Source organism: Nocardia sp. NPDC060249 (assembly GCF_042728755.1).
Classification (GTDB): Bacteria; Actinomycetota; Actinomycetes; order Mycobacteriales; family Mycobacteriaceae; genus Nocardia.
This window is the reverse complement of the sequence record NZ_JBHXAQ010000003.1, coordinates 562,825-588,146: the sequence shown is the minus strand read 5'-3', so window position 1 is coordinate 588,146 and position 25,322 is coordinate 562,825. Positions and strand designations below refer to the sequence as shown.

Genomic DNA, 25,322 nt, shown 5'->3' with positions numbered 1-25,322 from the left:
CATTCGAGGCCCGCTCGCCGCGAATGCGCGATGAGCGACGACATCGGCCGCGAGAACTGATCCGGCGTACGTCACCGCGCGTACAGGTCGCCGACCGGTACCGTGCAGTGGATCGGAGTTCCATCAGGAGGGGGGCCACAGTGACGCAGATCGATGGCGCGCACAGCCTCGATGATGTGCTGGCCGGTGTGCAGTGGCGGTTCGCGGGGCGCGACGAGTTCGCATTGACGGCGGGTCAGTGGGAGTTCATGACCGAGCCGAGCGCGCTGGTGGTGCTGGACGGGCTGGTCCGGGTCGAAGGGCTCAGCAAGACCGAAGACCTGGCGAGCGGGGACTTCCTGTTCGTTCCTGGCACAGACCGATTCGCGATCAACGCGCTGTCGGCCGGCCGGGTGCTTCGGGTGCGACTGGAACCCGTCGGGACGGGCAGCGCCATGACCGCGCTGCCACAACGGCTGCTGCTCACCGGTTTCGTCGACCACACGCCCTTGGCCGCGACCATGTTTCGCCACTTGGTCCAGCAATGCCCTGACCCGTTCGGCGTCCAGGGCGACCGGGTGGCCACCTTGCTCACTTCGATGGCGATCGAGTCCTGGCATGCGCGTGGTTGCGCGCCGCCCCGGTGGCTGCTGAAGGTGAACGAGCCCGGGGTGGCGCAGGCGGTGGCCGCGATGCACGCCGACCCGGGACAGGAGTGGACCGTCGAGGGGCTGGCGAAGATCGCGCTGGCCTCGCGGTCCGGGTTCGCCGCCCGGTTCCAGGCGGCGACCGGCCTCACGCCGGGCCGGTACCTGGCGAAACTGCGGATCGAGCGGGCGCAGCTGCTGCTGGTCGATCACGCTGTGCCGGTCGGCACGGTAGCCCGCCGCCTCGGCTATCGCTCGGAGACGGCATTCGGGCGCGCGTTCCGGCGGCACACGGGCCGCACACCGTCGCAGTGGCGGCGGGCGGCCCGGGAGCAGACGGGTGTCAGTGCCCCGCTCGGGTGAGTGAGTGCCGGATCAGCACACCGCCGAGGACCGCGGCGATGGCACCGAGACCGTAGGTGGCGGCCAGGCCGATGCTGTCCACCCCGCGGCCGCCGATCGCCGAGCCGAGGATGATCGCCAGCTGGAAACCGCCGACGATCAGCCCGCTACCCGCTTCCATCCGATCGGGCAGCACCCGCGACACCCACACCTGCACGAGGTTGAGGATGCCGCCGAACGCGGCGCCCCAGACGACCACGGCCAGGTAGGCGAGCGGAGCGAACGTCGCGGAGGCGATGATCGCGAGCAACGACAGGCCGATAGCCGTCGGCACCGCCAGCAGCAGGGCGCCGAGGTGGCGGTCGGCGAGTGCGCCGAGGACGAAGTTGCCGAGCAGACCACCGACGCCGAACAGGGCGAGCAGGACCGGGATCACCGCCGGGCCCGCGCCGAGCAGTTCGGCCAGGGCCGGGCGGATGTAGGTGTATCCGGCGAAGTGCCCGCCGACGACGGCGACCATGCTGACCAGCCCGAGCGTCACGCCCGGGGCTCGCAGGGCGTTGCCGAGCGCGGCGAACCCGATGCCCTTGCTCGGCGCGATCGGGGGCAGCATCAGCCGCACGGCGACGGCGGTGGCGGCGGTCAGCGCGGCCGCGACCAGAAAGGTCGTCCGCCAGCCCGCGTAGGTGCTCAGCAGCACGCCGAGCGGCACTCCGGCCACCGTCGCGACCGTGGTTCCCGCGTTCACGATCATCATCGCCTTGCCGAGCCGTTCGGCGGGGACGAGCTTCGCGGCGATCACCAGCGCCATCGACCAGTAGCCGCCGACAGCCAGGCCGAGCAGCAGCCGCGCGATCAGCAACAGCACGATGTTCGGCGCAACGGCGACCACCACGTTCGATACCGCCGCGCCGATGGTCAACCAGATCAGCAGGGTGCGCCGATCCAGGCGGGGAAACAGCGCGCCCGATCCGAGCGCGGCCACCGGCGCGGTGAGCGCCGTCGCACTCACCGAGAGCCCGACCACGCCCTCCGCCACATGCAGATCGGTCGCCAGCGCGGTGAGTACACCGGGCGGCAGGAATTCGGCGGTCACCAGCGTGAAGCTGCCGAGGAACATGGTCAGCAGGGCGGGCCAGACCCGGCGCTCGGTGCTCTGCACCGCCGCATCGGCCGTCGAAGTCGTAGTCATGCCAGATGCAACATCGCCCGACGGCGCCGCACTCGCCCGAAACGCCACCGCATCCGACTCAAACGCCGCGGTGTCGACCAGCCGCGATGGTCGCGGCTATTCGAATCGGCTCAGCGCGGGCGAGTTCTGCTCGGCGGCGAAGGCCAGGAAGGTCAGCAGCCCTTCGTAGTGTTCTCGCAGGTATTCGTGGCAGAACTCGGTGTTCCAGATGTCGGGGTACACGTCGTTGTCATCCATGTCGTCGGAGTCGAAGTGTGCGGCGAGGACGGTGAACGGCGTCGAGGCCATGGTGCGGGCCGCTACCGACACCTCGTCGGCTGTCCAGATCCGAGGTTCGCCGTCGCCTGCCCACGGGTCGAGATCGCGCAGCAGGTCGAGGTCTACTTTCGCGGCCGCCAGCAGGTACCGCAGTCCGTCCCAGGCCTTGTCGATGTCGCCGCACGGTTCGCCGATGCGGTCGGCGGCTTCGATCAGTTCGAACGCGGCCTCGGCATCGGCGGTGATGCGGGCGGCGTCGGCGTCGGAGATGCGATGGAATGCGAGTACTGGTCCCATGGCCGGAAAGGTAGAAATCCCGGCTTGGCGATACCTTGGCGTCTTCTTTTCGCGGGTCGGACAGGGCTATTTCGCGGCGTACGGTGGGAATTGCTTATCCACACCGACACGGGGGTGTTCGCACACATGACTGATTCCGACCGCACGCTGATCGCCGTTCTGCTCGACCGTTCGGGGTCGATGCAGACGATCAAGGCCGATACCGAAGGTGGGTTGGCCGCCTATTTCGAACAGCAACGCAGTGTGCCGAAGAAGATCGAGGTCACGCTCGCGCAGTTCGACACCACCTATGACGTGGTCTACGCGAATGTGCCGCTGGCTCAGGTGCCCGCGCCGAGCTTGCAGCCGCGTGGCGGGACCGCGCTCTACGACGCGCTCGGCAAGCTCGTCACCAGTGTGGGCAGCGAACTGGCCGAGCGCCCCGAACACGAGCGGCCCGGCACCGTGATCATTGTCGTTCTCACCGACGGTCACGAGAATTCCAGCCGCGAATGGACCCACGCCGCCGTGAAGTCCCTCATCACCCAGCAGCAGGACGTGTACAACTGGACCTTCGTCTTCCTCGGCGCCAACATGGACGCCGTCGAAGTCGGGTCCAACCTCGGCTTCGACCCCGGCTCCGCCATCACCTACGCCCCGGTCGCAGGCGGCGTCCGAGGCGCCTTCGACGCCCTCGCCGCCTACTCCGCCCGAGCCCAAGCAGCCCCCGCGGGCGCCCCCCGCCGCGCCCGCTTCTCCGCCGCCGAACGCCGACAGGCCGACCAGGGTGAGTAGCCGACTACTGCCAGCCCGGGCGGACCAGGCCTGATTCGTAGGCGAGGACTACTAGTTGGGTGCGGTCTCGGGCGTCGAGTTTGGTGAGGATCCGGCTGACGTGGGTGCGGGCGGTGGCGGGGGACATGTAAAGGCGGGCACCGATTTCGGCGTTGGTGAGGCCTTCGGCTACCAGGGTCATCACTTCGCGTTCGCGGTCGGTGAGTTCGGTGAAAGCGGCGGGGGGTGGTTGTTTGGCGTGGGTGGAGAATTCGGCGAGGAGCCGGCGGGTGACGCCGGGGGAGAGCAGGGCGTCGCCCGCGGCGACGACGCGGACGGCGCGGAGCAGGTCGGCGGGTTCGGTGTGTTTGACCAGGAAGCCCGCGGCGCCCGCGCGGATCGCCTCGAAGACGTACTCGTCGAGTTCGAAGGTGGTGAGGACGACGACGCGAACCGGCGCGAGCTGGGGATCGTCGGCGATCATGCGGGTGGCGGCGAGCCCGTCGAGGATCGGCATGCGGATGTCCATCAGCACCACATCGGGGACCAGCGCGCGGGTCATCCGGACGGCCTGCTCGCCGTTCTCGGCCTCGCCGATGACTTCGATGTCGTCTTGGGCGTCCAGCAGCGCGACGAAACCGCCGCGCACCAGCGCTTGATCGTCGGCGACGAGAAGCCGGATCTTGGCAGGCCCCGCGCCGACCGACGGCAGTTCGGTCATGCGCCTGCCCCTGTGGCGGGTGAATCCGACGATCGCGCGGACGTCGCCGAAGTCACTGGCCGAGCGGGCAATCGGGCCGCCACCCGGAACCCGCCGGATGGTCGCGGCCCCGCGGTGAGTGCCCCGCCGAGCGCGTGCGCCCGCTCGCGCATCCCGATGATCCCGTTGCCGCCGGTCCCGGTGCGGACAGCCGTCCCGGTCGGCCGGGTGTTGTCGACGGTGATGTCGACCGATTCCGGGGTGTATCGCAGGGTGACCAGGGCTGTCGCGCCGGGCGCGTGGCGCACCACATTGGTCAGCGATTCCTGCACGATCCTGGCCGCGGCCACATCGATGACGCTCGGCAGCTTCTTGGGCGTACCGATGATCTTGGTGTCGACGTCGAGCCCGGTCGCGCGGGTGCGCTCGAGCAGCGTGTCGAGGTCGTCGAGGGTCGGTGCGGGCGCGCGCGGCGCGGGACGCGGCGGCGGGGGCGGGGGCGAATCCGCCACGACAGCACTGTGTTCCGGGTACTCCGGCACCACCGCCGAGCCACTGCGGATCGCGTGCAGCAGCGTGTGCACCTCGGTCAGTGCCTCTTTCGATGTCGTCTTGATGGTCGCCAAGGCCGCGGCCGCCTGCTGCGGCTTGCGATCGAACAACTCGAGCGCCACCGACGACTGCACATTGATCAGCGAAAGACTGTGTGCCAGCACATCGTGGAGTTCCCGAGCGATCGCCAACCGTTCCTCGGAGGCCGCCCTGGCCTGCTGCGCTTGCTCGTCGCGTTCTGCCGCCTCGGCCCGCTGCTTGCGCGCGAGCACCACCGCGCGCCGCTGCCGCACGCCCTCCGCGATCGCGACCAGGACACCCATCCAGGCCAGCAGGCCGAAGATCTGCCACGCGTCGGTGTGCCGCCCGAGCAGGGCGGGCAACGGCCAGACCATCGTCAGGTACCCGATCGCGACCACCGGATAGGTGCGCCAGCGTGGTCCGACGATGGCCGCCGACAGGAAGGCGATCACCAGCGACAGGAAGATCGGCCCGTACCCGTAGTCGCGCAGTACATAGGTCACCGTGGCGATCAGCGTCACCGCCAGCACCACTTCGGGCACTATCCGCCGGAAACCGAGCGCCACCGGCCCGGCCAGTAGCAGCAGATACGCGAACGCGTCCAGCGACCGCACTCCGGTTTGATGCGAATTCGCACCGGAACTACCGGCCAGTTGGATCACCGCGACCACCACTGCCAGGCCCCAGTCCCGCACGACTGAGCCACGCTCCCACTTCGCAGACGCTCCCACGTGCCCAACCCTATTGGGTGCGCCCACCCACCGCGTCGGCCTGCGCACGTATTTCTCGCGGGAGCGGGCGTAGTCCGCGCGGCGTAGCGCCGTACACGCCGCGGGACGGATGTCCCGGCGCCGCTGAGCGCGGATTCTGATTCCCATGAACGCATCGATCGTGGTCACCACCGGGTTGACCAAACGCTATGGCGAGCACCGCGCGGTGGACGCGGTGAGCATGCGGGTCGCGGCCGGGGAGATCTACGGATTCCTCGGGCCCAACGGCGCGGGCAAAACCACCACGTTGCGCATGCTGGCCGGTCTCATCCGGCCCAGCGCGGGCACCGCGACCGTGCAGGGCCTGCCGCCGGGCCATCCCGACGTGCTGCGCCGAACGGGCGTACTCATCGAGGGGCCCGGCTTCTACCCCTACCTCTCCGGCCGCGACAACCTGCGGGTACTGGCCCGCTATCGCGGCCTCGGTCAGGCCGAGGTCGAGAGGGCACTGAACCGCGTCGGCCTGGCAGACCGCGCGGGCGACCGCTTCCGGACCTATTCGCTCGGCATGAAACAGCGTCTCGGCGTCGGCGCGGCGATGCTCGGCGATCCGGACCTGCTCATCCTCGACGAACCGACCAACGGCCTCGATCCGGCTGGCTTGGCCGAAATGCGCACGCTGATCACCGATCTCGCTGCCGACGGACACACTGTGTTGCTGTCGAGCCACCAGCTCACCGAGGTGCAGGAGATCTGCCACCGCGTCGGCGTGATCTCCGGTGGTCGGCTGCTCGCGGAATCGACGGTGGCCGAATTGCGCGGCACCGCGACCCTGCTGGTGCGCGCCGAGCCGGTGGACGTGGCTCTGGACGCCGTGCGCGCCGTCACCGATGCCCCCGCTCGCGCGGGCGCGGACGGCATCAGAGTCGACACCAGCGCCGCGCTGGCCCCCGAGGTGGCGCGAGCCGTCGTATCGGCGGGCGCGGACCTGCTGGAACTGCGGGTGGACGAGAAATCCCTGGAAGAAGTGTTCTTCGAGATGACAGCTGTGGAGGTAGCGAAATGAACGCCATGACAAGGGATCTCACGGCCAGCGTCCGCGCGGAAGCGGTACGCCTTGGCCGATGGCCTGCATTCTGGATCGTCCTCGGCACCTGGATCCTGCTCAATCTGACCTTTGCCTACCTCTTCAACTACCTCGCTTACACCTCGGGCGAAAACGGTGCGATGTCGGACGGCCTGCCGCGTGATGTGTTGCTCGGCCAACTCATGCCCGCCGCTGTCCCCGAGGTGTTCACGCAGGGCATGTCGATGTTCGGCGGCGCGCTGGTGCTGATCCTCGGCGCTCTCGCGGTGGGCAGCGGATATGGCTGGGGTACGTGGAAAACCGTGTTCACCCAGGGGCCGAGCCGAGCTGCGGCGGTAGCGGGTCTGCTGTTGACGCTGCTGGCAGTGGTCGTCGCTCTCGTCCTGGTGGCCTTCGCCGTCGATGTCGGCATCGCCACCGTGATCGCGGTCGGCGAATCCCAGCCGGTCACGATGCCCTCACTCGACGACTCTTTGATCGGAATCGGCACCGGTACAGCGATTCTCGGTATGTGGACCCTCGCGGGAGCGCTCATCGGCGCCGTCGCTCGTGGCCCTGCCCTTGCCGTCGGCCTCGGCTTGCTCTGGGTTCTGGTGGTGGAGAACCTGCTCCGCGGTGTGGCGGGGATCTTCGGTCCGATCGAAGCCGCTACCAACGTGCTCCCCGGTACGGCCGCGGGCTCGCTGGCGGGCGCGATGCGCACGGTGCAGGGACCGGCCAACCCCGGTGTCCTCGACATCCTCACCCGCGGCGAATCTTTCGCTCTTCTGGCCGTGTACGTGGCGGCCTTCGCCGGCGGCACCATCTGGTTGATGACCCGCCGCGATCTCACCTGAGACCTTCGGGTCAGGACCAGCCGACCGGGTTCGAAGCCGTCTCGCGGGAGATGCCCGAGCCCGTATCGGGGAAGGTGCCGAAGCGCTCATTGTGCAGGTGAGCGAAGAAATAGCACATCTCCTCGCATTCGGCGTCGGCGGTCGCGGTCACGGGGTCGGAGCTGACGGCGTCGTAGTAGTCGCGACCCATGGCCACGATGAATCCGCGGGCGTAGAGGAAACCGTCGTCGGAGCCGCCGGTGATCGCCTGGAGGTCGGCCCGGTCGACGTCGTAGAGCGCGCGCTCGGCGACGCGGTCGAGCGCGGTCAGTTCCGCGCTGCTGAAATCTTTTGACAGGGTGCTCAACTGGGCCAGGAAGGCGTCCAGTCGGCGCTCGAGGTCGCCTTCCGTCAACCGCAGGGCGGCGGACGGTTCGGTACCGGTGGCCGTCCAGGCCGACGCGATCAGATTCCAGAATCGGGAGATGTCTTCGGGGGTGCTAGTCACCTGCCGGACGGTACTGCTCGGGTCCGACAGGTAGCGGGTCATCGATCAGGCGCGCAGGAGGCGCTGGGCGAGTGTGGACAGCCCGGCGGTGATCTGCTCGGGTGACAAGCCACGTTCGCGTTGCTGGAGGTACACCTCGGCGGCGAGCGGCGCGAGAACCGTGTCGACCAGCGAATCCGGCTGTGCCACATCGGCGTCGACCAGCAGCGATCGAACGTGCACCGACCAGAACCCGTAGGCGCCGGTAGCGAAGCGGGCGCCGCCGGTCTCCGCGCCGAGCACCAGATGGGCGTGGGCGGTGAGGAGTTCGATCATCGCCGCGTAGAAGGCGGCGAGGCGTTCGGCCGGGGGTGCGCCGGGTCCGAGCGGGGGCGCGCCGCGGAGGAGCTGTTCCTGGAGGGCGCGTTCGTGCTCGTCGAGGAGGGCTACGGCGATCGCGTTGCGGTCGGGGTAGCGGCGGTAGAGGGTGCCGCGGCCCACGCCCGCGGCCTTGGCGATGTCGTCCATGGTGACCGTGCGTGGGTCGCGAGTGGCGAAGAGTTCGGTGGCCGCTGTCAGTACCTTCGCGCGATTGCGGGCCGCGTCGGTGCGTTCGGTGGGTGGCTGCGCATCGAGCGCCAAGCCGGTGATCAGGTCGGATCGTGGCTCCATGGGTCGACTGTAACCCGACCACGAATATATGGACAACATGTCCACTTGTGTTCTATCGTCGAGAAATCAACAAGTGGACATGATGTCCAGATAGGAATCGGTCATGACGCACCTGCTGCACCTCGACGCCAGCGCTCGGACGAACTCCCTCAGCCGCCGGCTCGGCGCCGAATTCGTCCAGGCCTGGCGCGACGCCGAACCCGGCGGCACCTACACCTACCGCGACCTCGCCGCCGAACCGACGCCGTTCATCGACGAGGGCTGGACCGAACTGTGCGACGCCGTCCTCGCCGCCGGGTCCACCGACCTCGACCGGCTCGCGGAACTCGCCGTCACTCCCGCGGCGAAGGCCGCGTGGCAGGTGGTCGAACCGCTGCTGGCGCAGGTGCTGGCCGCCGACGTGATCCTGATCGGCACACCGATGTACAACTACTCCGTCCCCGCGGCTCTGAAGGCATGGCTCGACCAGGTCACCTTTCCGCGAATGTCGCTGGGGGAACGCAGGTTCGTCGTGGTGACTGCCCGCGGTGGCGCGTACTCGCCCGGCGCGCCCAAAGCGGCGTTCGACTATCAGGAACGCTTTCTGCGCGACTTCTTCGCCGGCCACTTCGCCGTCACCGACACGGTCTTCGTCAACGCGGAACTGGCCAATGCCGCACAGGATCCGAACCTGGCCCATCTGCGCGACGCCCACGCCGCCTCGCTCGCGGCCGCACGGGCCGAAGTTCGTTCGATCGCAAAGGATTACGTGCGATGAGCTGGATAGTGCTCGGACTGGCCGGGCTCGTCGAAATCGTCTGGTCGCAGACCATCAAACCGACCGAGAATTTCACCAGACTCGGCCCGACGCTGCTCTGCATCGCGCTCGGTTCGCTGGCCGTGTATCTGCTCTCGCGCGCCATGCAGACCCTGCCGGTGGGCACCGCCTACGCGGTTTTCACCGGAATCGGCGCGCTCGGCGCGATCAGTCTCGGTGTGCTCGTGCACAAGGATCCGCTGAGTGCGGGCCGCGCGCTGGCGCTGTCGCTGATCCTCGGCGGCATCGTGCTCGCGCGCGTGACGAATCCTGAGTAACTCCGTCGCACACCCGATGCGAGGATCGGCCGGTCATGACCGGTAAGGTCGGCTGATGGACCAGCCAGTTCGCCCCCCGGACCTGTCCACGCGGCCACACGAGCTCACGGTCGAGCGCGTGATGAAAGCCCAGCCCAGCCTGCTCTACGCGGCCTGGACCCAAGGCCTGGATTTGTGGCTGGCCGTTCCCGGATCGGTGCTGATGCGCCCCGCCGTCAACGAGCCGCTCTACTTCGACACCGGCTCGCCCGACAAACGCAACCCCCATTACGGCCGCATTCTGCTGCTGGAGCCGAATCGGCGGATCGAATTCACCTGGGTCACCGCCGCCACCGACGGGGTGGAAACGGTGGTCGCCGCCGAATTCCTCAAACAACCACGCGGCATCCGCCTGCGCCTACGCCACACCGGATTCCCCACCGCGGCGATCCGGGACCTGCACCAGCAGGTCTGGCCGGCCAAACTCGAGCGTCTCGACGAAATCACCAGCGCCACCGACTGAGCACCCGAGTAGGTTCGTCATCGCCAGGTAAGACAACTCGAACCGAAAGGATCGCGATGCCGACTCGCAGCGCACGCACACTCTGGTCAGGCGGACTGCAGGACGGGTCCGGACAGGTCGAACTGGTCAGCTCGGGTGTGGGCAAGTTCGATGTGAGCTTTCCGCGCCGTGCGGCCGAGACGGCCGAGGGCACCAGCCCGGAGGAGATGATCGCGGCGGCGCATTCGTCGTGCTATTCGATGGCGCTCTCGGCGGAGATCGCCAATGCGGGCGGGACACCGGAAAGCCTCGACGTCAGTGCCGATGTCACCCTCGCGCCCGACCCGGCCGGTGGCTTCCAGATCAGCAGGATCAAGCTCACCGTGCGCGGACGGGCCTCGGGGCTCGACGCCGACGGGTTCGCCGCGGCTGCCCTCGCGGCCAAGAACGGCTGCCCGGTCAGCAAGGCCCTCACCGGTGTGGCCGAGATCGAGCTGGACGCGGCACTGGCCTGATCCGGCGCCCGCCGTCACCGCTGGGTGAACCAGCGGTGCGCGGCGGGGGTGTACATGGCCGGGATCGCGATGACGACGGCCAGGATGTGCACGGTCCGGCAGCCTGCCAGCACGGTCGAGCTGGGGGACAGGTCGTCGAGCAGGGTCGCGTAGTCGTCGGCCGACAGCACCACCGCCAGTGGCTCGATGATCAGCGAGACCAGGCCCACCACGCCGATCCCGACGGTCAGCAGCGCACGGGCCACCCGGCTGCCGTTCAGCATGTACAGGGCCACCCCGGCGACGGCCAGGTAGATGGCGAGACGGGGTAGCAGACCCGTTGCGGTGGCGCCGAATTCACCACCACCACGAACGGCGCGCAACAGTCCTTCGGCGACCCCGGCGGCGAGGGCGGTGATGAGCCCGCCGAACGCGACATTCACGGCGCGGGGTCGAGTGCTGGAAACAAGAAAGGCAGTGCCGGTCATGACACCGACACTGCCGTTCTCAGCTGCTCGCGAGGATCACCCTGCGGTAGGAACCTGGTCCACTACCGGAGTGCTACGCCGCGAAGCGAATTCCGTGAGCGCGGCGAACGCCAGCCCCAAACTCACCCACAGCGTGGTGGTTTCGGCCAGCGAGGCCACCCGGAAGTTCCACAGCAGGGTGGCGGGGAAGTCGTCGGCCACCTCGTTCACGCCGGGCAGCAGCACGTAACCGACCGTGGTGACCACGACGAACGCGCCAACCCCGGCGATGAGCCGCAGCGTGTCCGACGCGGCGAGCGCACGGTAGGCCGCGACGGCGGCGGCGACGGCCAGCAGGCCGAGCACGACAGCCGCGACCCACAGCCAGGTGCGCTCGTTGATGGTGTCCGGATCACCCACCGCGGGCGGGTTGGCCGGATATTTGAAGAACGGCACGGCGACGATCGCGGCCCACGCGAGAACCGCCGAGGTCAGCGACAATTGCGGCCCCGACAGGTTGGTGAACCGGCGAGCCACGTTCACCGCCGAGGCGAACAACGCGCCGAACGCCATGCCCGCCACACCGAGCGCGAGGAACTGCCCCGCCTTCTGGCCCGACCGGCTGACCAGTGGTTCTTCCTCGTCACCGTGGGAGTGGCCCGCTGGTTCCGCGGCTTCGTGGCCGTGTTCGGCCGGAGCGGCCGCGGCCTCTTCGATGGCGATCGCGGCGTCCACCTGGGGCTCGCCGACGAAGTAGCCCACTGTCGCGGCCAGCAGGCCGGCGATCAGGCCGGCCAGCAGGCCGCGCAACAGCAGGGTCTTGAGTGATCCGATCAGTGGCACGGAACACCCAGCAGATGACGTCCGTCGTGCATCAGCTCGTGCAGGTACATCCCGCTACGCGAGACGGCCCCCTGGTCGAAACCGACCAGGTACAGGGTGAGCAGTGCAAGCAGGACGACACCGACCGTGACGAGCACGGTTGCGAGGGTGTCGAGGCCGGTAGACCGGCTGGGTGAATGCGCGATAGCCATTCGGGTCCTCCTCTGGGGATACGCGTCCCACGGTTGAAGTGTGGTGCGAAGGTGCCGGTGTCTGGCTCTCCGGCACCGGGGACCCGGTACTTGGACACAGTGGCGCGACCGCTCCGGATTTACACCGGAATTACCGCGCACCCTCGCGGATGTTCCCTCGAACTGTGACAGCCGCGAGCCACCCACGTCAATACACGCAACCGCATGTCCAGCGGAAACGCCGCTGTCAGGACTTCGCGGGCACGTCGAGGACGACCTCGAACTCGAGCAGCGAGGCGCCCGTCGACACCGGCTTGGGACGCTCGCCGTCGCCACCGTTTCCGGCATGCGCCGCACGGGCCGGACCGTCACGCCACGCGGCGAACGAATCCTCCGAATCCCATTGCGTCACCACGAAATACCGGTTGTCGCCGGCGACGGGACGCAGCAACTGGAACCCGAGGAAACCGGGGGAGTTCTCCACCGCCCCCGCACGAGCGGCGAACCGCTTCTCCAGCTCGGGGCCCGCGCCCTCGGGAACTTCGATCGCATTGATCTTCACAACAGCCATGGAGACAGTATCTCTGCCGGCCGTAGCTGGGGCAGTATCGGAGGTGTGTTGTATGACGAAGGTGGGTCGGGGGTTCCGATCCTGCTGTTGCACGGGCTGATGGGCAGCGCACGGACCTGGGCCGATCAGGTGCCGTGGTTGCGGGAGTACGGGCACGTGTACGCGGTCGACGCCGCCGGTCACGGTCGGCCGGCGCCGCCCGAGCTCACGACGGAGGCGTTCGTGGCCGATCTGGCCGAGCGCACCGCCGCGATCACCGAGCCGATGGTGATCGTCGGGCACTCGATGGGCGCGATCCACGGGTGGGTCTTCGCGGCGACCTGGCCGGAGCGGGTGCGCGCGATCGTCGTCGAGGACATCGCGCCCGATTTCACCGGCCGCACCGCCGCCCACTGGGCCGAGCTGATCCACTCCTGGCCGCAACCGTTCGCCGGCGAACAGGCGGTGCTCGACTATTTCGGCCCGGTAGCGGGCGCGTATTTCCTGCGCGCGTTCACCGCCGGGGCCGACGGCTACCGGCTGCACGGCGAGGTGGACACCTTCCGCGCGATCTCCGAGGAGTGGGGCACGCGCGAGTTCTGGACCGAATGGAAGTCGCTGCGGGTGCCCGCGCTGCTCATCGAAGGTGAGCACACCATCACCCCGCCGGGACAGATGCGGACGATGGCCCAGGTGCACCCCGATGCGGAGTATGTGCGCATCGCCGAAGCAGGGCACCTCGTGCACGACGAACAACCCGGGGCATACCGCGAACACGTCGGCCAGTTCCTGGAGCGCGTTACGCGGTGAGGTGGTCGGCAGCCGTCCCGATCCCTCGGCACGTACCGAGGCCCGACGTCAGCCGGTGGGGCTTCCTTCGCCCGCGAGTGCGAACAGCCCATCGTCGGTCTGCTCGATCAAACCGTCCACCAGCAGCGAGTCCAGCGCCCGTGCGCGCTGACCCGGGTCGCGGGTCCAGGCCAGGTCGAGGCGAATCCGCTCGACCGGGCCCGACGCGTCGCGCAGCACATCGAGCAGCCGCCCACGGGCCTGCCGGTCGGTGCCCTCGTACTTCTGCACCTTGCGCACCACGTCGGCGGCCGGTTTGCCCGCCGTGACCCACGCACAGCTCGGCAACGGGCAGCGGGTGCAATCGGGGTTGCGGGCCGTGCACACCAGGGCGCCCAGTTCCATCAGGGCGGCCGAGAATCTCGCGGCTCGTGGCACCGCAACAGGGAGCAGCGCCTCGGTTTCGGCGAGATCGCGGGAGGACGGGTTCCCGGGTTCCCTGCCGTGCACCGCGCGGGCGACAACGCGCCGAACATTCGTGTCCACCACGGGAACTCGCTGTCCGTAGGCGAAACAGGCCACCGCGCGAGCGGTATACGCGCCGATGCCGGGCAGGCTCAGCAGCACCTCGACATCGGTGGGAACCACATCACCGTGCTCGGCCGCCAGCACCCGCGCGCACTCGTGCAGCCGCAACGCCCGCCGCGGATATCCCAGCTTGCCCCACGCTCGCAGCACCTCCGCTTGCGAGGACGCCGCCATCGCCGACGGCACCGGCCAGCGCGCCACCCATTCGCGCCAGATCGGTTCCACTCGCACCACCGGCGTCTGCTGGAGCATGATCTCGCTCATCAGGATGTGCCATGCGGTCGCGTCCGGTTCGCGCCACGGCAGCGCGCGCGCCGTGTCGTCGAACCAGTCGAGCAGGGCCTGCGCGTCGATGCTCACTGTTCCCGTTTCCTCTGAGCCAGTCTCTCTTTGCCGACGCGTAACGTGGCGGACTCGCTGGTAACCAAGGGTCTGTGCACAATGGTCGGTATGCCTGGTTCCAATCCGATAAGCGCCTGGAAGTCGTTGCGCGAAGGCAATGAGCGCTTCGTCAACGGCACCCTCCAGCATCCTAGCCAGGGGGCCGCGGACCGAGCCAAACTCGTGAAGGGCCAAAACCCCCACGCGATCCTGTTCGGCTGCGGTGATTCCCGCGTGGCCGCTGAGCTGATCTTCGACCAGGGGCTCGGCGACATGTTCGTGGTGCGCACCGCGGGCCACGTCGTGGACAGTTCGGTGCTCGGCTCGATCGAATACGGCGTCGAGGTGCTCAATGTGCCCCTGATCGTCGTCCTCGGGCACGACAGCTGCGGCGCCGTGAAGGCCACCATCGACGCCCTCGACGGCGGCGAGGTGCCCGGCGGGTTCATTCGCAGCGTGGTCGAGCGGGTGACCCCGTCGATCCTGGTGGGACGCCGCGAAGGCCTCACTACGCTCGACGAACTCGAGGCGCGCCACGTGGTGGAGACCAGCAAGTTGCTCATGCAGCGCTCGATGATCATCTCCCAGCGCGTTGCCACTGGTCAGTGCGCTATCGCGAGCGTCACCTACAAGCTCGAAGACGGTCGCGCGCAGCTGCGGCGCACCGTCGGCAATATCGGCGAGGTGGCCTGAACCGGGACTCCTACCCGGTTCGCCCCCCGACACGCCGAGGTCATCGAGCGCGCCCCTGCGCGCTGCGCTTACCGTTGAGGCGTGCTGGAACCGAATGGACCGCTGTCACCGGAGATCTACTGGCGCCGCCGTGCACTCGCGATCGGCGTCATCATCGTCGCGCTCGCGATCGTGATCTGGCTCGTCACCATGGTCGCGCGCGGTGGCGACTCGGCCGGCGCCGACAAGGCGGCCGCGAGCACGACGACGTCGGCGGAGTCGAGCGCGTCCGCGACGAGCGCGCCGTCGAGTAGCGCGTCGGCCACGCCCAGCAGTGGGTCGGCCACACCCAGCGCGACGACGAGCGCCGCCGCCGAGCCGGCGGCACAGCCGTGCTCGGATCAGTCGCTGGCGCTGAAGGTGACGGTCGGCCAGCCGACCTACCGGGTCGGCGACCAGCCCGCGTTCGGCACCGTCATCACCAATATCTCGTCCGCGGCCTGCGCTCGCGATCTCGGCGCTGGCCCGCAGTTCCTCGTCTACACCCTGGACGGCCAGCGCAGGCTCTGGGCGAGCAACGACTGCAACCAGGACGACCCGGCGGAGATGAAAACGCTCAAGGCCGGTGAACAACTCTCGTACAAGGGCACCTGGTTCGGCACCACCTCGCAGCCGCAGTGCGCGGGCGACCGCCTCCAGGTGCCGGCGGGTGCGTACATGGTCGTGGCCCAGCTCGGTGCCGTACGCAGTGCCGCGGAGCCGTTCAACCTCGCCTCGTGATGTCGTGCTCCCGCGTGCCGGGGCATTGTGCGGGTGCGCCATAGGTCACATGTTCAAGATGGGTTGATTTGCAGCGTTCGCAGGATCGACCATCCCGTCAATGGACATTGGCGCGGCAATGGCGAACCGGCGCAGAATCGGGCGGTTGCCGGAGTTATTCCACCGCCACCACCTCGCGGGGTGCGCGGGATTTGCGGAGTTCGGCCAATCGCAGTGCCGATCGCAGATCCCCGACCTCGTGGATACGCATCGTGGTGGTCTTGGTCTTCTCCGAACCGGGCGGAACGAGCGCGGTGGTGAACCCCAGCCGTTCGGCTTCGGCCAGGCGCCTGCCGAGCCCGGTGACCTTACGAACCTCACCTGCCAGCCCGACCTCGCCGAGGATCACCCACCCCGCGGGCAGGGCGATGTCGGCCTCGGCGGACGCGATGGCCAACGCGATGGCCAGATCTGCGGTCGGCTCGAGCAGGCGCATCCCGCCGACGGTCGCGGCGTACACATCGTGCTTACCGAGGAAGACCCGGCCCCGGCTCTGCAACACCGCGAGCACCATGGCGACGCGGTTGTAGTCCAGCCCGCTCACCGCCCGGCGTGGCTGCGGGATCTCGGTCTTGACGGTCAGTCCCTGCACCTCGGCCACCAGCGGCCGTTTGCCGTCCATCGCGACGGTCACCGCGGTGCCGGGAACGGTGTCGGTGCGGTGGTGCAGGAACAACCCGGACGGATCGTCGACGCAGGCGATGCCGTCGTCGTGCAGTTCGAAGCAACCCACCTCGTCGGCGCTGCCGAACCGGTTCTTGATGCCGCGAACCATCCGCAGCGACGAATTCTTGTCGCCCTCGAACTGCAACACCACGTCCACCAGGTGTTCGAGCGTGCGCGGGCCCGCCACGTTCCCGTCCTTGGTGACGTGCCCGACCAGCAGCACCGCGATCCCGGTCGCCTTGGCCAGCGAGGTCAATGCCGCGGTGACCGCGCGCACCTGGGTGACGCCGCCGATCACACCGTCCACCTCCGGCGCCAGCATGGTCTGCACGGAGTCGACGACCAGCAGCGACGGCCGCACCTGCTCCACATGCCCGAGCACGATCGACAGATCCGATTCGGCCGCCAGGTACACCCGGTCGTGCACCGCGCCCGTGCGATCGGCCCGCAGCCGCACCTGCCCAGCGGATTCCTCGGCGGTCACATACAGCGCGGTCTCCTCGCGCGCCGCCGCCCACCGGAACGCGACCTCGAGCAGCAGTGTCGACTTGCCGACGCCCGGCTCGCCGGACAGCAGCACCACCGATCCCGGCACCACGCCGCCCCCGAGCACCCGATCGAGCTCGCTCACCCCCGTCGACCGCGCCCGCGTGACCTTGGCGTCGATCTGCGACAACGGTGCCGCCGCGGTACTCGGCAGCATCGCTCGCCGCCCCGGAGCGGCGGTGGAGGCCGAAACGGCCACCTCGTTCACCGTTCCCCAGGCACCGCAATCAGGGCACTTACCCACCCATTTGGACACCTCGTGCGTGCACGCGGAGCACTGGAAGACTGCTTTGGTCTTGGCCACACGCGCACCCTACGGACCCGGACCGACACACAAAGGAAGAGCCGCCGCGAAGTTCGCGACGGCTCTTCCCTGTGGCTGGTGTCAGTGACCGCCCGCGCCCTCGGGCGCCGGGCCGGACTTCTCGTTCTCGATGCGCGGGACGGCCGCGGCATCGACCGGGACCGACACCTGCACGGTGCCCGCGTCCTTGAAGTTGAAGGTGACGTTGTAGGTCAGGCCGGGGACGATGTCCTTGGTCAGGCCCGTGATCTCGATCGTGCCCGGGGTCTTCACCGGATCCTTCGAGGGGACGTCGACGCCCGCGGCGGCGCTGGTCGGCGCGGCTGAGGTGGTGGTCGGTGCGGCCGAGGTGGTGGTCGGCGCGGCCGAGGTGGTGCCGTGGTGATCGTCGGCCGCGGCGGGCTGGGTCTCGCCCGGTCCCACGACCACGGTCTGCTGCGGCTTCAGCACGAACTTGGGGTCGCCCGCGGGCCCGGTGATCTTGACCTGGCCCAGGTCGGTGCTCACGCTGGTCAGCTCGTCGGTGACGATCTCGCTGTTGTTGATGATCGACAGCGCGATCACCGCCTTGCCGCCCTTGTTGTGCTCGGCAGCGGCCTCCGGGTACACGATGTGCACGTTGCGCAGGGCGATGGCGCCGACGTTGGCGTGGTTGCCGTTGATCGCGGCGGCCTGCGACGAGGTCTGGGTGTGCTGGCCGGCACTGCAGCCGGTCAGGGCGATGCCCGCGGCAGCGGCGAGCGCGGCAACCGTCACCATGCGACGTCGCGCCGACTGGGCGGTCACAGCTTTCAGGGCAGTCACGGTTTGTCCTCCATGTCGACCGGGCTCACTCCGTCCACACGGGGATCGGAGGGTAGTAACTAGGCAGCGTAGTAGTTCACTTCGCGCGGGTGACGTTCGGGCTCGCGACGCGCGGGTGCGGAAGTAACAGTTCGGTGTCTCGGGGGAGTTTGCCGGATCGATGCCGGGATCGCGCTGCGCGATAACCTGTCGCTGTGCTGGTGGTTAACCCGTTCTGCCACAACACAATGCACAACAATTCTGTATTGTCAACCCCTGCGATGGCCTCGTTGTGGCCCTGACCTGCACAGTTGATCGCGCCGTTATCGAGTCGCATGTTAAACTGTGAACATCGAAAGGGGCACGGGACACATGATTTTTAAGGTCGGAGACACCGTCGTTTACCCCCACCACGGAGCGGCGCTGATCGAAGCAATCGAGACCCGCACCATCAAGGGTGTGCAGAAAGAGTATCTGGTCCTGAAGGTTGCGCAAGGCGACCTGACCGTTCGGGTTCCCGCAGAGAACGCTGAATACGTCGGCGTCCGTGACGTCGTCGGCCAGGAAGGTCTCGACCGCGTCTTCCAGGTGCTGCGCGCGCCACACACGGAGGAGCCGACCAACTGGTCCCGCCGTTACAAGGCCAACCTCGAGAAACTCGCCTCCGGCGATGTGAACAAGGTGGCCGAAGTGGTGCGTGACCTGTGGCGTCGTGAGCAGGACCGCGGCCTGTCCGCCGGTGAGAAGCGGATGCTTGCCAAGGCTCGTCAGATCCTCGTCGGTGAGCTCGCGCTCGCCGAGGGCACCGACGACGGCAAGGCCGAATCGCTGCTCGACGAGGTTCTCGCCGCGGCGTCCTAGAAACAAACGAACAAGTGCGACCTGTCGTAGCACTGGTCCCTGCCGCCGGTCGTGGCGTGCGCCTGGGTGAACCCACCCCGAAGGCGTTCGTCGCGGTCGGCGGCACACCTATGGTCCGGTTGGCCGTCGACGGTCTGATCGCGTCCGGTGCCGTGCACCGGGTTGTCGTGGTCGTGCCCGCCGAACTGGTCGAGGCCGCATCCGCGTTGCTGTCCACCACCACCTCGCTGACCGGCGGTTCGATGCCCCCTGTGCCGGTGCAGGTGGTGGTGGGCGGTGCCGAGCGCACCGATTCGGTGCGCGCGGGCATCACCGCCGCGCCCGACGCCGCGTTCTATCTCGTGCACGACGCCGCTCGCGCGCTCACCCCACCGGAGCTGATCGCGCGGGTGGCCGCCGAGCTGCAGGCAGGCAGCCAGGCCGTGGTTCCCGCGTTGCCCGTCGTGGACACCGTGAAATCGGTCGACGACGCGGGCATTGTCACCGGGACCCCCGATCGCGCCCACCTGCGCGCCATCCAAACTCCCCAGGGCTTCGCCGCCGACCTGCTTCGCCGCGCCTACGCCACCGACGACGGCGCCACCGACGACGCGGGCCTGGTCGAACGCCTCGGTGCCGCCGTGCACACCGTCCCCGGTGACCCACTGGCCTTCAAGATCACCACCCCGCTCGATCTACGCCTGGCCGAGGCGCTTCTCGCCGACGGCACCGGGTCCACGGTCGCGGGCACGCCCTCTGTCGAGCAGGCGGTTGCCCGATGAGAGTCGGCATCGGCAGCGATGTGCACCCCATCGAGCCGGGACGACCCTGCTGGATGGCCGGTCTGTTGTTCCCCGATGCCGACGGCTGCGCGGGCCACTCGGACGGCGACGTCGCCGCCCACGCGCTCTGCGACGCCCTGCTCTCCGCCGCAGGCCTGGGTGACGTGGGCGCCGTCTTCGGCGTCGGCCGCCCCGAATGGGCCGGTGTCACCGGCGCCGCCATGCTCGCCGAGGTCCGCAGGCTGCTGGCCGAGGAAGGCTTCGAAGTCGTGAACGCCGCGGTGCAGGTGATCGGTAATCGCCCGAAGATCGGCCCGCGCCGCGCCGAGGCGCAAAAAGTACTCGGCGAACTTCTCGACGCTCCCGTTTCGGTGTCCGGCACCACGACCGACGGTCTCGGGCTGACCGGTCGCGGTGAGGGAATCGCCGCCATCGCCACCTGTCTGATCGCGGCGTGTTCGTAGCCCCGACGGGCCACTGAACCTTTCTTTCCGCGCATCGCTTTTCGCCGATTCGATCAGCCGTTCCGTTCACCACGGCGCCACGAACCGGCCGGTCAACCCCACCCCAATCCCACCGACTAGGATCGAATGCCGTGACCTTGCGCCTTTTTGACACCGACACGCGGACCATGCGGGAATTCACCCCGCTGGTCCCCGGCCGTGCCTCGGTGTATCTGTGTGGGGCCACCGTGCAGGGGCAACCCCATATCGGCCATGTGCGTAGTGGCGTCGCCTTCGACGTGCTGCGTCGCTGGTTGCTCGCGCACGACTACGACGTGCAGTTCATCCGCAATGTCACCGATATCGACGACAAGATCCTGAACAAGGCCGCCGAAGCGGGCAGGCCGTGGTGGGAATGGGCCGCGACCCACGAGCGCGCGTTCGACAAGGCCTACGAGACGCTCGGCGTGCTGCCGCCGTCGGCCGAACCGCGCGCCACCGGCCACATCACCCAGATGGTCGACCTGATGCAGCGCCTGATCGAGCGCGGGCATGCCTATGCCGCCGAGGGCGATGTGTATTTCGACGTGATGAGCTGGCCGAATTACGGCGAGCTGTCCGGTCACCGCCTCGACGACGTGCACCAGGGCGAGACCCCCACCCGCTGCAAACGCGACCCCCGCGACTTCACGCTGTGGAAGGCCGCCAAGCCCGGCGAGCCGAGCTGGCCGTCGCCGTGGGGTCCCGGGCGTCCCGGCTGGCACCTGGAATGCTCCGCGATGGCCGAGTTCTATCTCGGCTCCGAATTCGATATCCACTGCGGTGGAATGGATCTGATTTTCCCGCACCACGAGAACGAGATCGCCCAGTCCAAAGCGGCAGGCGACGGTTTCGCGCGTTACTGGCTGCACAACGGCTGGGTGACGATGGGCGGGGAGAAAATGTCGAAGTCACTCGGCAACGTGCTCTCGGTGCCCAATGTCCTCACCCGGGTGCGCCCGGTAGAATTACGTTTCTACTTGGGCAGCGCGCATTACCGCTCGATGCTCGAATACTCCGACAAGGCACTCGACGACGCGGTCGCCTCGTATCAGCGCATCGAAGCCTTCGTGCAGCGAGTGCTGGACCGAGCGGGCGAGGTGCCCGTCGGTAAATGGACCGACGGATTCGCCGCCGCGATCGACGACGATCTGGCAGTCCCGAAGGCGCTCGCCGAAATTCACCACGTGGTGCACGAAGGCAATCGCGCGCTGGAAGCGGGTGCGGTGGAGACCGCGGTCGAACTGGCCGGTCAGGTGCGGGCGATGCTGGGAATTCTCGGCGCCGACCCGCTCGACGAACAGTGGTACACCCCCGCCGACAATTCGGCGGCGATCGACGCGCTCGACGTGCTCGTCCGCACGGAGCTGGATCGCCGCGCGAACGCGCGGGCCGACAAGAACTGGGCAGAAGCCGATGCCGCACGGGATCGGCTCATCGCCGCGGGTATCGAGGTAACCGATACCCCGCAGGGGCCGGAATGGTCGCTGGGCGCATCGAGCGGAAAGGCGAACTGATGGCAGGCAATTCACAGCGACGCGGAGCAGTCAGGAAGAGCGGCACCAAGAAGGGCGCCGTCGCCGGTTCCGGCGGGAAGCATCGCCGCGGTCTCGAGGGCAGGGGCGCCACCCCGCCCGCGTCCGAGCGCACCAAGCACCCCGCCGCCAAGCGGGCCAGAGCGGCCGCCAAAGCCAATGCGGCACAGGGTCGTCCGACCGGTAAGTCCGGCGTGCCGCGCGCGGGTCGTAAGTCCGACGAGGGGCCCGAGTTGGTGCTCGGCCGCAACCCCGTGCTCGAGTGTCTGCGCGCCGACGTGCCAGCGACCGCCCTGTACGTGGCGGTCGGCACCGAGAACGACGACCGGCTCTCGGAGAGCGTGCAGCGCGCCGCCGATATGGGCATCTCCATCCTCGAGGTGCCCCGCACCGATCTGGACCGGCTCAGCGCCAACGGTTTGCACCAGGGCGTGGCCCTGCAGGTGCCGCCGTACCGCTACGCCCACCCCGACGACCTGATGGACCGGGTGAAGTCCACCGCCGAACCCGCCCTGCTGGTCGCGCTGGACAACATCACCGACCCGCGCAACCTCGGCGCCGTCATCCGCTCGGTGTCCGCGTTCGGCGGCCAGGGCGTGGTGATCCCGCAGCGTCGCAGCGCGAGCGTCACCGCCGTGGCCTGGCGGACCAGCGCCGGTGCCGCCGCCCGGCTGCCCGTCGCGCGGGCGACCAATCTGACTCGCACGCTGAAGGATTGGGCCGCCAACGGCATCCAGATCGTCGGTCTCGACGCCGACGGTGACACCACCCTCGACGACTTCGACGGCAGTGTCCCGACGGTCGTTGTCGTGGGTTCGGAGGGCAAGGGCCTGTCGCGTCTGGTGCGCGAGAACTGTGACTCGATCCTGAGCATTCCGATGGCGGGTCCGGTCGAGTCGCTCAATGCCTCGGTCGCGGCGGGTGTGGTTTTGGCTGATATCGCCCGACAGCGCCGGTTGGGGTGATGCGTCGATTCTGGGTTTGAGTAGTCCCAGATGGTTTGACGCTGTGTTTTTGGAGCGCTGGCGCGCTCGAGCGCGGCCCCTGGGGGGCCGCGAGTTAGCCGCCGTTGCTGGCGGCTGCGCCGCGGACGCAACGGCGGCTAACTCGCGGCCGGGCCGCTACCGCCGCTGCGCGGCGGGACCCTCCTCGAGGTCGGGTCGTGGGGGTTGGGGAGTGCGGTCATGGCGGATTTGGGGTGTGGGGTGTGTAGAGGGGGTCAGCAGCCTTCCGGCACAGTAAGATTCGGCGGGTGGCGATCCCTAATCAGCCGATCGGTGAGACGGTCGAGCACCCGCAGGCCAACCTGATCCTTGTGCTCGGGCTGCTCAGCCCGTTCTGCTGTGGGATCTTCGGGCCGGTCGCGTGGGTGCTCGGTAAGCGGGCACTCAACGACATCGACGCGTCCTACGGTGCGCTCAGTGGCCGGTCGCAGGTGGTGATCGGCTATATCGCCGGCATCATCGGCACCATCTGCATGCTGCTGTTCGCGATGCTGTACCTGGCGGGGTCCTGCAACGGGAACTTCTAGGCTCAGTCCAGGCTGGGGCGCACGCTGGGAGCGTCCCAGGCCGGCCACTCGCCGCTGACGCTGCCGGTCCAGTTCGGCGGGCGGCGCTCCTTGAACGCCACCATCGCCTCGCCACCGTCGATGCTCTTGGCAACCTGCGCGTTGAGCTCGGACTCGAGCTGCCCGACCACCGCCGGCGTCATGCCGAGACTCTCCCAGAGCAGCCGCTTGGTGAGCGCGACCGGAAGGGGAGCGGTGCCGGTGGCGATGTCGTTGGCCACCGCCATCGCGGTCATCAGCACCTCGTCGGCGGGCAGGGCGGCGTTGGCCAGTCCGAGTGACTTGGCTTCGTCGCCGTCGAAGGTGCGCCCGGTGAGCATGATGTCGGCGGCGTTGGCCAGGCCGGCCAGTCGCGGCACCGTCCAGTGCGCGAACCCGTCGGCGAGCACGCCGCGACGCACCTGGTTCAGCCCGTACACCGCGTCGCGCGCGAAATAGCGCAGGTCACACTGCAGCGCCAGCGCCAGTCCGATACCGACAGCGTGGCCGTTCACCGCGGCGATCACCGGTTTACGGACCTGCCAGGGGGGCGGATCGAGCGTGGCGCTCACGTCGCCACCGCGCGCGGCCAGGTCGGCGCCCGCGCAGAAGGCCGGTGGCGTGCCGGTGATCACGACGGCGCGGATCGCGTCCTCGGTATCGCACCGGCGTAGCGCGGCGCTCAGCTCGGCCGCCATCGTCGGGGTGACAGCGTTCTGCTTGGCTGGCCGGTTGAGCGTCAGCAGGGCGACGCCGCCTTCGACATCGACGAGCAATTCCGAACTCATGGGATCGAATCGTACTAGCGACCGGCCAGCAAGTGTCTGCCGATCGCGTACTTGTGCACTTCCGTCGGGCCATCGTACAGACGGAACGCGCGCATGTCCCGGAACAACATCTCCACGACCGTCTCGTCGCTGATCCCGATCCCGCCGAGCACCTGCACACAGCGATCGGTGACCTTGAACAGTTCCTCGGACACATACGACTTGGCCATCGACGATTCGTGCCTGGCCTGCTGCCCCTGATCCATCAGCCAGCAGGCGTGCCAGATCGTCAGCCTGCACTGGTGCAGCGCCACCTCGTTGTCGGCGAGCATGAACGACACGCCCTCGTGCTCGCCGATCGGCTTGCCGAACGCGGTGCGGGTGCGCGCGTAGTCCAGCGCGATGGACTGGGCGCGAGCGGCCGCGCCGAGCCAGCGCATGCAGTGTGTGAGCCGGGCGGGGGCGAGCCGCAACTGCGCGTACCGCAGGGCCTGCCCGGTGCGTCCGAGCACGGCTGTGGGCGGCAGGGTGAGATTGTCGAACCGCACGACCGCGTGCCCGCCGACGTAGTTGCGGTCCATCGTGTTCATGATCCGCTCGATCACGATGCCCGGCGCGTCACCGTCGGCGAGGAACAGGGTCGGTCCGGCGGGCAGGTGGGGATTCTCGGCGAGCAGGGCCATGATGATCCAGGTCTTGGCGCCGTCGGCGCCGGTGATCAACCATTTTAGGCCGTTGATCACGAAGTTCTCGCCGTCGAACACCGCCTCGGTGCTGAGCTGTCCGGGGTCCGAACCGGCCCCACCGGGTTCGGTCATCGCGAACACCGAGCGCTGTTCGCCCCGGATCACCGGCATCAGATACTGGTCGATCTGCTCGGGATCGGCGACCTTGCCGAGCAGAAACATGTTCCCCTCGTCGGGCGCGGCGCAGTTCATGGCGACCGGGCCGAGCGTGGACCACCCCGCCGCCTCGTACACCAGCGCCTGCTCGACGTGGCCGAGGCCGAGGCCGCCGTATTCCACCGGCGCCTGCACGGTCAGCAGCTTCTCGGCGCGGGCCAGTTCGACGAGTTCGGCCCGCAGGTCGTCGTTCGGGCCGTGCGCGGTGAGCCGGGGATCGCGCTCGAACGGCACGATCTGCTCGACGACGAAGGCGCGAACCCGATCTCGCAGCGCGGCCAGATCATCCGGAACGGTGAAGTCGATCATGCTGGCCATTCTGCGCG

At 68.5% G+C, this 25,322-nt stretch carries 32 protein-coding genes; 17 read left to right on the top strand and 15 right to left on the bottom strand.

Annotated elements, in window-relative coordinates; genetic code table 11:
- Nucleotides 1-140: 140 nt before the first annotated feature.
- Nucleotides 141-989 carry a helix-turn-helix domain-containing protein gene (locus ACFWFP_RS16590; RefSeq protein ID WP_379295858.1) on the top strand — a complete coding sequence of 283 codons (849 nt, stop codon included), beginning with the start codon at nt 141-143 and terminating at the stop codon, nt 987-989.
- Here ACFWFP_RS16590 and ACFWFP_RS16585 read toward each other — a convergent pair.
- On the bottom strand, nt 970-2,160 hold the full coding sequence (locus ACFWFP_RS16585) for an MFS transporter (RefSeq protein WP_379295856.1): 1,191 nt from the start codon (nt 2,158-2,160) through the stop codon (nt 970-972). The genes ACFWFP_RS16590 and ACFWFP_RS16585 overlap by 20 nt on opposite strands.
- Before the next feature lie 96 nt (nt 2,161-2,256).
- Complete coding sequence (locus ACFWFP_RS16580) at nt 2,257-2,715, bottom strand: DUF1877 family protein (RefSeq protein WP_379295854.1); 459 nt, start codon at nt 2,713-2,715, stop codon at nt 2,257-2,259.
- A 126-nt stretch (nt 2,716-2,841) separates the two neighbouring features.
- Here ACFWFP_RS16580 and ACFWFP_RS16575 point away from each other — a divergent pair, with 126 nt between their 5' ends.
- Nucleotides 2,842-3,489: a VWA domain-containing protein gene (locus ACFWFP_RS16575; protein WP_379295852.1), complete on the top strand. Its 648-nt coding sequence runs from the start codon at nt 2,842-2,844 to the stop codon at nt 3,487-3,489.
- Between the two features lie 4 nt (nt 3,490-3,493).
- Here the strand turns inward: ACFWFP_RS16575 and ACFWFP_RS16570 are convergent, their stop codons facing one another.
- Both ACFWFP_RS16570 and ACFWFP_RS16565 read right to left on the bottom strand, forming a co-directional pair.
- Entirely contained in the window at nt 3,494-4,189 is a 696-nt protein-coding gene (locus ACFWFP_RS16570) for a response regulator (protein ID WP_379295850.1), read from the bottom strand.
- Nucleotides 4,186-5,472: a sensor histidine kinase gene (locus tag ACFWFP_RS16565; RefSeq protein WP_379295849.1), complete on the bottom strand. Its 1,287-nt coding sequence runs from the start codon at nt 5,470-5,472 to the stop codon at nt 4,186-4,188. The genes ACFWFP_RS16570 and ACFWFP_RS16565 overlap by 4 nt, the downstream gene beginning before the upstream one ends.
- Before the next feature lie 145 nt (nt 5,473-5,617).
- Here ACFWFP_RS16565 and ACFWFP_RS16560 point away from each other — a divergent pair, with 145 nt between their 5' ends.
- On the top strand, nt 5,618-6,517 hold the full coding sequence (locus ACFWFP_RS16560) for an ABC transporter ATP-binding protein (protein WP_379295847.1): 900 nt from the start codon (nt 5,618-5,620) through the stop codon (nt 6,515-6,517).
- The gene (locus ACFWFP_RS16555; protein WP_379295845.1) at nt 6,514-7,374 is read left to right on the top strand and encodes an ABC transporter permease; all 861 of its coding nucleotides are present in this window, start codon (nt 6,514-6,516) and stop codon (nt 7,372-7,374) included. Before ACFWFP_RS16560 ends, ACFWFP_RS16555 begins: the two co-directional genes overlap by 4 nt.
- A gap of 10 nt (nt 7,375-7,384) precedes the next feature.
- On the opposite strand, the gene ACFWFP_RS16550 is transcribed toward ACFWFP_RS16555, so the two are convergent.
- Both ACFWFP_RS16550 and ACFWFP_RS16545 read right to left on the bottom strand, forming a co-directional pair.
- Entirely contained in the window at nt 7,385-7,861 is a 477-nt protein-coding gene (locus ACFWFP_RS16550; RefSeq protein ID WP_379295843.1) for a DUF4240 domain-containing protein, read from the bottom strand.
- Nucleotides 7,862-7,906: 45 nt separating this feature from the next.
- Nucleotides 7,907-8,512 carry a TetR/AcrR family transcriptional regulator gene (locus tag ACFWFP_RS16545; RefSeq protein ID WP_379295841.1) on the bottom strand — a complete coding sequence of 202 codons (606 nt, stop codon included), beginning with the start codon at nt 8,510-8,512 and terminating at the stop codon, nt 7,907-7,909.
- A gap of 103 nt (nt 8,513-8,615) precedes the next feature.
- On the opposite strand from ACFWFP_RS16545, the gene ACFWFP_RS16540 reads away from it, so the two are divergent.
- Genes ACFWFP_RS16540 through ACFWFP_RS16525 form a run of 4 tightly spaced genes read left to right on the top strand, consistent with a single transcriptional unit; the run spans nt 8,616 to nt 10,582 of the window.
- Complete coding sequence (locus ACFWFP_RS16540) at nt 8,616-9,269, top strand: FMN-dependent NADH-azoreductase (RefSeq protein ID WP_379295839.1); 654 nt, start codon at nt 8,616-8,618, stop codon at nt 9,267-9,269.
- Entirely contained in the window at nt 9,266-9,586 is a 321-nt protein-coding gene (locus ACFWFP_RS16535; protein ID WP_379295837.1) for a DMT family transporter, read from the top strand. Before ACFWFP_RS16540 ends, ACFWFP_RS16535 begins: the two co-directional genes overlap by 4 nt.
- Before the next feature lie 55 nt (nt 9,587-9,641).
- Nucleotides 9,642-10,088 (top strand): SRPBCC domain-containing protein, encoded by a 447-nt coding sequence (locus ACFWFP_RS16530; protein WP_379295835.1) that lies wholly within the window; start codon nt 9,642-9,644, stop codon nt 10,086-10,088.
- Between the two features lie 56 nt (nt 10,089-10,144).
- The gene (locus ACFWFP_RS16525; RefSeq protein WP_379295833.1) at nt 10,145-10,582 is read left to right on the top strand and encodes an OsmC family peroxiredoxin; all 438 of its coding nucleotides are present in this window, start codon (nt 10,145-10,147) and stop codon (nt 10,580-10,582) included.
- A 14-nt stretch (nt 10,583-10,596) separates the two neighbouring features.
- On the opposite strand, the gene ACFWFP_RS16520 is transcribed toward ACFWFP_RS16525, so the two are convergent.
- From ACFWFP_RS16520 to ACFWFP_RS16505, 4 genes are all read right to left on the bottom strand, one after another.
- A complete protein-coding gene (locus ACFWFP_RS16520) occupies nt 10,597-11,049 on the bottom strand; it encodes a hypothetical protein (RefSeq protein ID WP_379295831.1) in 453 nt (150 codons plus the stop codon).
- Between the two features lie 36 nt (nt 11,050-11,085).
- Nucleotides 11,086-11,871 carry a CbtA family protein gene (locus tag ACFWFP_RS16515; protein ID WP_379295829.1) on the bottom strand — a complete coding sequence of 262 codons (786 nt, stop codon included), beginning with the start codon at nt 11,869-11,871 and terminating at the stop codon, nt 11,086-11,088.
- On the bottom strand, nt 11,862-12,062 hold the full coding sequence (locus ACFWFP_RS16510; protein ID WP_379295827.1) for a CbtB-domain containing protein: 201 nt from the start codon (nt 12,060-12,062) through the stop codon (nt 11,862-11,864). Before ACFWFP_RS16510 ends, ACFWFP_RS16515 begins: the two co-directional genes overlap by 10 nt.
- Before the next feature lie 226 nt (nt 12,063-12,288).
- Nucleotides 12,289-12,612 carry an antibiotic biosynthesis monooxygenase family protein gene (locus tag ACFWFP_RS16505; RefSeq protein WP_379295825.1) on the bottom strand — a complete coding sequence of 108 codons (324 nt, stop codon included), beginning with the start codon at nt 12,610-12,612 and terminating at the stop codon, nt 12,289-12,291.
- Nucleotides 12,613-12,657: 45 nt separating this feature from the next.
- Between ACFWFP_RS16505 and ACFWFP_RS16500 the strand changes: the two genes are divergently transcribed.
- A complete protein-coding gene (locus ACFWFP_RS16500) occupies nt 12,658-13,401 on the top strand; it encodes an alpha/beta fold hydrolase (RefSeq protein ID WP_379295823.1) in 744 nt (247 codons plus the stop codon).
- Nucleotides 13,402-13,449: 48 nt separating this feature from the next.
- On the opposite strand, the gene ACFWFP_RS16495 is transcribed toward ACFWFP_RS16500, so the two are convergent.
- The gene (locus ACFWFP_RS16495; protein ID WP_379295821.1) at nt 13,450-14,328 is read right to left on the bottom strand and encodes an A/G-specific adenine glycosylase; all 879 of its coding nucleotides are present in this window, start codon (nt 14,326-14,328) and stop codon (nt 13,450-13,452) included.
- Nucleotides 14,329-14,418: 90 nt separating this feature from the next.
- Between ACFWFP_RS16495 and ACFWFP_RS16490 the strand changes: the two genes are divergently transcribed.
- The gene (locus tag ACFWFP_RS16490) at nt 14,419-15,042 is read left to right on the top strand and encodes a carbonic anhydrase (RefSeq protein ID WP_379295820.1); all 624 of its coding nucleotides are present in this window, start codon (nt 14,419-14,421) and stop codon (nt 15,040-15,042) included.
- 81 nt (nt 15,043-15,123) lie between these two features.
- Complete coding sequence (locus ACFWFP_RS16485) at nt 15,124-15,801, top strand: hypothetical protein (protein ID WP_379295819.1); 678 nt, start codon at nt 15,124-15,126, stop codon at nt 15,799-15,801.
- A gap of 154 nt (nt 15,802-15,955) precedes the next feature.
- On the opposite strand, the gene radA is transcribed toward ACFWFP_RS16485, so the two are convergent.
- Nucleotides 15,956-17,356, bottom strand: coding sequence for a DNA repair protein RadA (gene radA / locus ACFWFP_RS16480; RefSeq protein ID WP_379295817.1), 1,401 nt, complete (start codon nt 17,354-17,356; stop codon nt 15,956-15,958).
- Nucleotides 17,357-17,437: 81 nt separating this feature from the next.
- The gene (locus ACFWFP_RS16475; protein WP_379295815.1) at nt 17,438-18,160 is read right to left on the bottom strand and encodes a hypothetical protein; all 723 of its coding nucleotides are present in this window, start codon (nt 18,158-18,160) and stop codon (nt 17,438-17,440) included.
- Between the two features lie 351 nt (nt 18,161-18,511).
- Here ACFWFP_RS16475 and carD point away from each other — a divergent pair, with 351 nt between their 5' ends.
- The 6 genes from carD (at nt 18,512) to ACFWFP_RS16445 (ending at nt 23,309) form a co-directional block, all read left to right on the top strand.
- Nucleotides 18,512-19,000, top strand: coding sequence for an RNA polymerase-binding transcription factor CarD (gene carD, locus ACFWFP_RS16470; protein ID WP_019044685.1), 489 nt, complete (start codon nt 18,512-18,514; stop codon nt 18,998-19,000).
- A gap of 14 nt (nt 19,001-19,014) precedes the next feature.
- Nucleotides 19,015-19,761, top strand: a complete 747-nt coding sequence (gene ispD / locus ACFWFP_RS16465) for a 2-C-methyl-D-erythritol 4-phosphate cytidylyltransferase (RefSeq protein WP_379295813.1) — start codon at nt 19,015-19,017, stop codon at nt 19,759-19,761.
- The gene (gene ispF / locus ACFWFP_RS16460) at nt 19,758-20,225 is read left to right on the top strand and encodes a 2-C-methyl-D-erythritol 2,4-cyclodiphosphate synthase (protein WP_379295811.1); all 468 of its coding nucleotides are present in this window, start codon (nt 19,758-19,760) and stop codon (nt 20,223-20,225) included. Before ispD ends, ispF begins: the two co-directional genes overlap by 4 nt.
- Nucleotides 20,226-20,356: 131 nt before the next feature.
- Nucleotides 20,357-21,760 carry a cysteine--tRNA ligase gene (gene cysS / locus ACFWFP_RS16455; RefSeq protein WP_379295809.1) on the top strand — a complete coding sequence of 468 codons (1,404 nt, stop codon included), beginning with the start codon at nt 20,357-20,359 and terminating at the stop codon, nt 21,758-21,760.
- On the top strand, nt 21,760-22,743 hold the full coding sequence (gene rlmB, locus ACFWFP_RS16450) for a 23S rRNA (guanosine(2251)-2'-O)-methyltransferase RlmB (RefSeq protein ID WP_379295807.1): 984 nt from the start codon (nt 21,760-21,762) through the stop codon (nt 22,741-22,743). The genes cysS and rlmB overlap by 1 nt, the downstream gene beginning before the upstream one ends.
- A 287-nt stretch (nt 22,744-23,030) precedes the next feature.
- Nucleotides 23,031-23,309, top strand: a complete 279-nt coding sequence (locus tag ACFWFP_RS16445; protein ID WP_379295805.1) for a DUF4190 domain-containing protein — start codon at nt 23,031-23,033, stop codon at nt 23,307-23,309.
- Nucleotides 23,310-23,311: 2 nt separating this feature from the next.
- On the opposite strand, the gene ACFWFP_RS16440 is transcribed toward ACFWFP_RS16445, so the two are convergent.
- Nucleotides 23,312-24,115: an enoyl-CoA hydratase/isomerase family protein gene (locus ACFWFP_RS16440; RefSeq protein ID WP_379295803.1), complete on the bottom strand. Its 804-nt coding sequence runs from the start codon at nt 24,113-24,115 to the stop codon at nt 23,312-23,314.
- Nucleotides 24,116-24,129: 14 nt separating this feature from the next.
- Nucleotides 24,130-25,305: an acyl-CoA dehydrogenase family protein gene (locus tag ACFWFP_RS16435; protein ID WP_379295801.1), complete on the bottom strand. Its 1,176-nt coding sequence runs from the start codon at nt 25,303-25,305 to the stop codon at nt 24,130-24,132.
- Between the last annotated feature and the right edge of the window lie 17 nt (nt 25,306-25,322).

What these genes read in the sequence shown, in the direction of transcription:
- ACFWFP_RS16585 (WP_379295856.1), bottom strand. Translation starts at nt 2,160, where the DNA reads ATGACTACGACTTCGACGGCCGATGCGGCGGTGCAGAGCACCGAGCGC.
- ACFWFP_RS16580 (WP_379295854.1), bottom strand. Translation starts at nt 2,715, where the DNA reads ATGGGACCAGTACTCGCATTCCATCGCATCTCCGACGCCGACGCCGCC.
- ACFWFP_RS16575 (WP_379295852.1), top strand. Translation starts at nt 2,842, where the DNA reads ATGACTGATTCCGACCGCACGCTGATCGCCGTTCTGCTCGACCGTTCG.
- ACFWFP_RS16570 (WP_379295850.1), bottom strand. Translation starts at nt 4,189, where the DNA reads ATGACCGAACTGCCGTCGGTCGGCGCGGGGCCTGCCAAGATCCGGCTT.
- ACFWFP_RS16560 (WP_379295847.1), top strand. Translation starts at nt 5,618, where the DNA reads ATGAACGCATCGATCGTGGTCACCACCGGGTTGACCAAACGCTATGGC.
- ACFWFP_RS16555 (WP_379295845.1), top strand. Translation starts at nt 6,514, where the DNA reads ATGAACGCCATGACAAGGGATCTCACGGCCAGCGTCCGCGCGGAAGCG.
- ACFWFP_RS16545 (WP_379295841.1), bottom strand. Translation starts at nt 8,512, where the DNA reads ATGGAGCCACGATCCGACCTGATCACCGGCTTGGCGCTCGATGCGCAG.
- ACFWFP_RS16540 (WP_379295839.1), top strand. Translation starts at nt 8,616, where the DNA reads ATGACGCACCTGCTGCACCTCGACGCCAGCGCTCGGACGAACTCCCTC.
- ACFWFP_RS16535 (WP_379295837.1), top strand. Translation starts at nt 9,266, where the DNA reads ATGAGCTGGATAGTGCTCGGACTGGCCGGGCTCGTCGAAATCGTCTGG.
- ACFWFP_RS16530 (WP_379295835.1), top strand. Translation starts at nt 9,642, where the DNA reads ATGGACCAGCCAGTTCGCCCCCCGGACCTGTCCACGCGGCCACACGAG.
- ACFWFP_RS16525 (WP_379295833.1), top strand. Translation starts at nt 10,145, where the DNA reads ATGCCGACTCGCAGCGCACGCACACTCTGGTCAGGCGGACTGCAGGAC.
- ACFWFP_RS16520 (WP_379295831.1), bottom strand. Translation starts at nt 11,049, where the DNA reads ATGACCGGCACTGCCTTTCTTGTTTCCAGCACTCGACCCCGCGCCGTG.
- ACFWFP_RS16510 (WP_379295827.1), bottom strand. Translation starts at nt 12,062, where the DNA reads ATGGCTATCGCGCATTCACCCAGCCGGTCTACCGGCCTCGACACCCTC.
- ACFWFP_RS16505 (WP_379295825.1), bottom strand. Translation starts at nt 12,612, where the DNA reads ATGGCTGTTGTGAAGATCAATGCGATCGAAGTTCCCGAGGGCGCGGGC.
- ACFWFP_RS16490 (WP_379295820.1), top strand. Translation starts at nt 14,419, where the DNA reads ATGCCTGGTTCCAATCCGATAAGCGCCTGGAAGTCGTTGCGCGAAGGC.
- carD (WP_019044685.1), top strand. Translation starts at nt 18,512, where the DNA reads ATGATTTTTAAGGTCGGAGACACCGTCGTTTACCCCCACCACGGAGCG.
- ispF (WP_379295811.1), top strand. Translation starts at nt 19,758, where the DNA reads ATGAGAGTCGGCATCGGCAGCGATGTGCACCCCATCGAGCCGGGACGA.
- rlmB (WP_379295807.1), top strand. Translation starts at nt 21,760, where the DNA reads ATGGCAGGCAATTCACAGCGACGCGGAGCAGTCAGGAAGAGCGGCACC.
- ACFWFP_RS16440 (WP_379295803.1), bottom strand. Translation starts at nt 24,115, where the DNA reads ATGAGTTCGGAATTGCTCGTCGATGTCGAAGGCGGCGTCGCCCTGCTG.
- ACFWFP_RS16435 (WP_379295801.1), bottom strand. Translation starts at nt 25,305, where the DNA reads ATGATCGACTTCACCGTTCCGGATGATCTGGCCGCGCTGCGAGATCGG.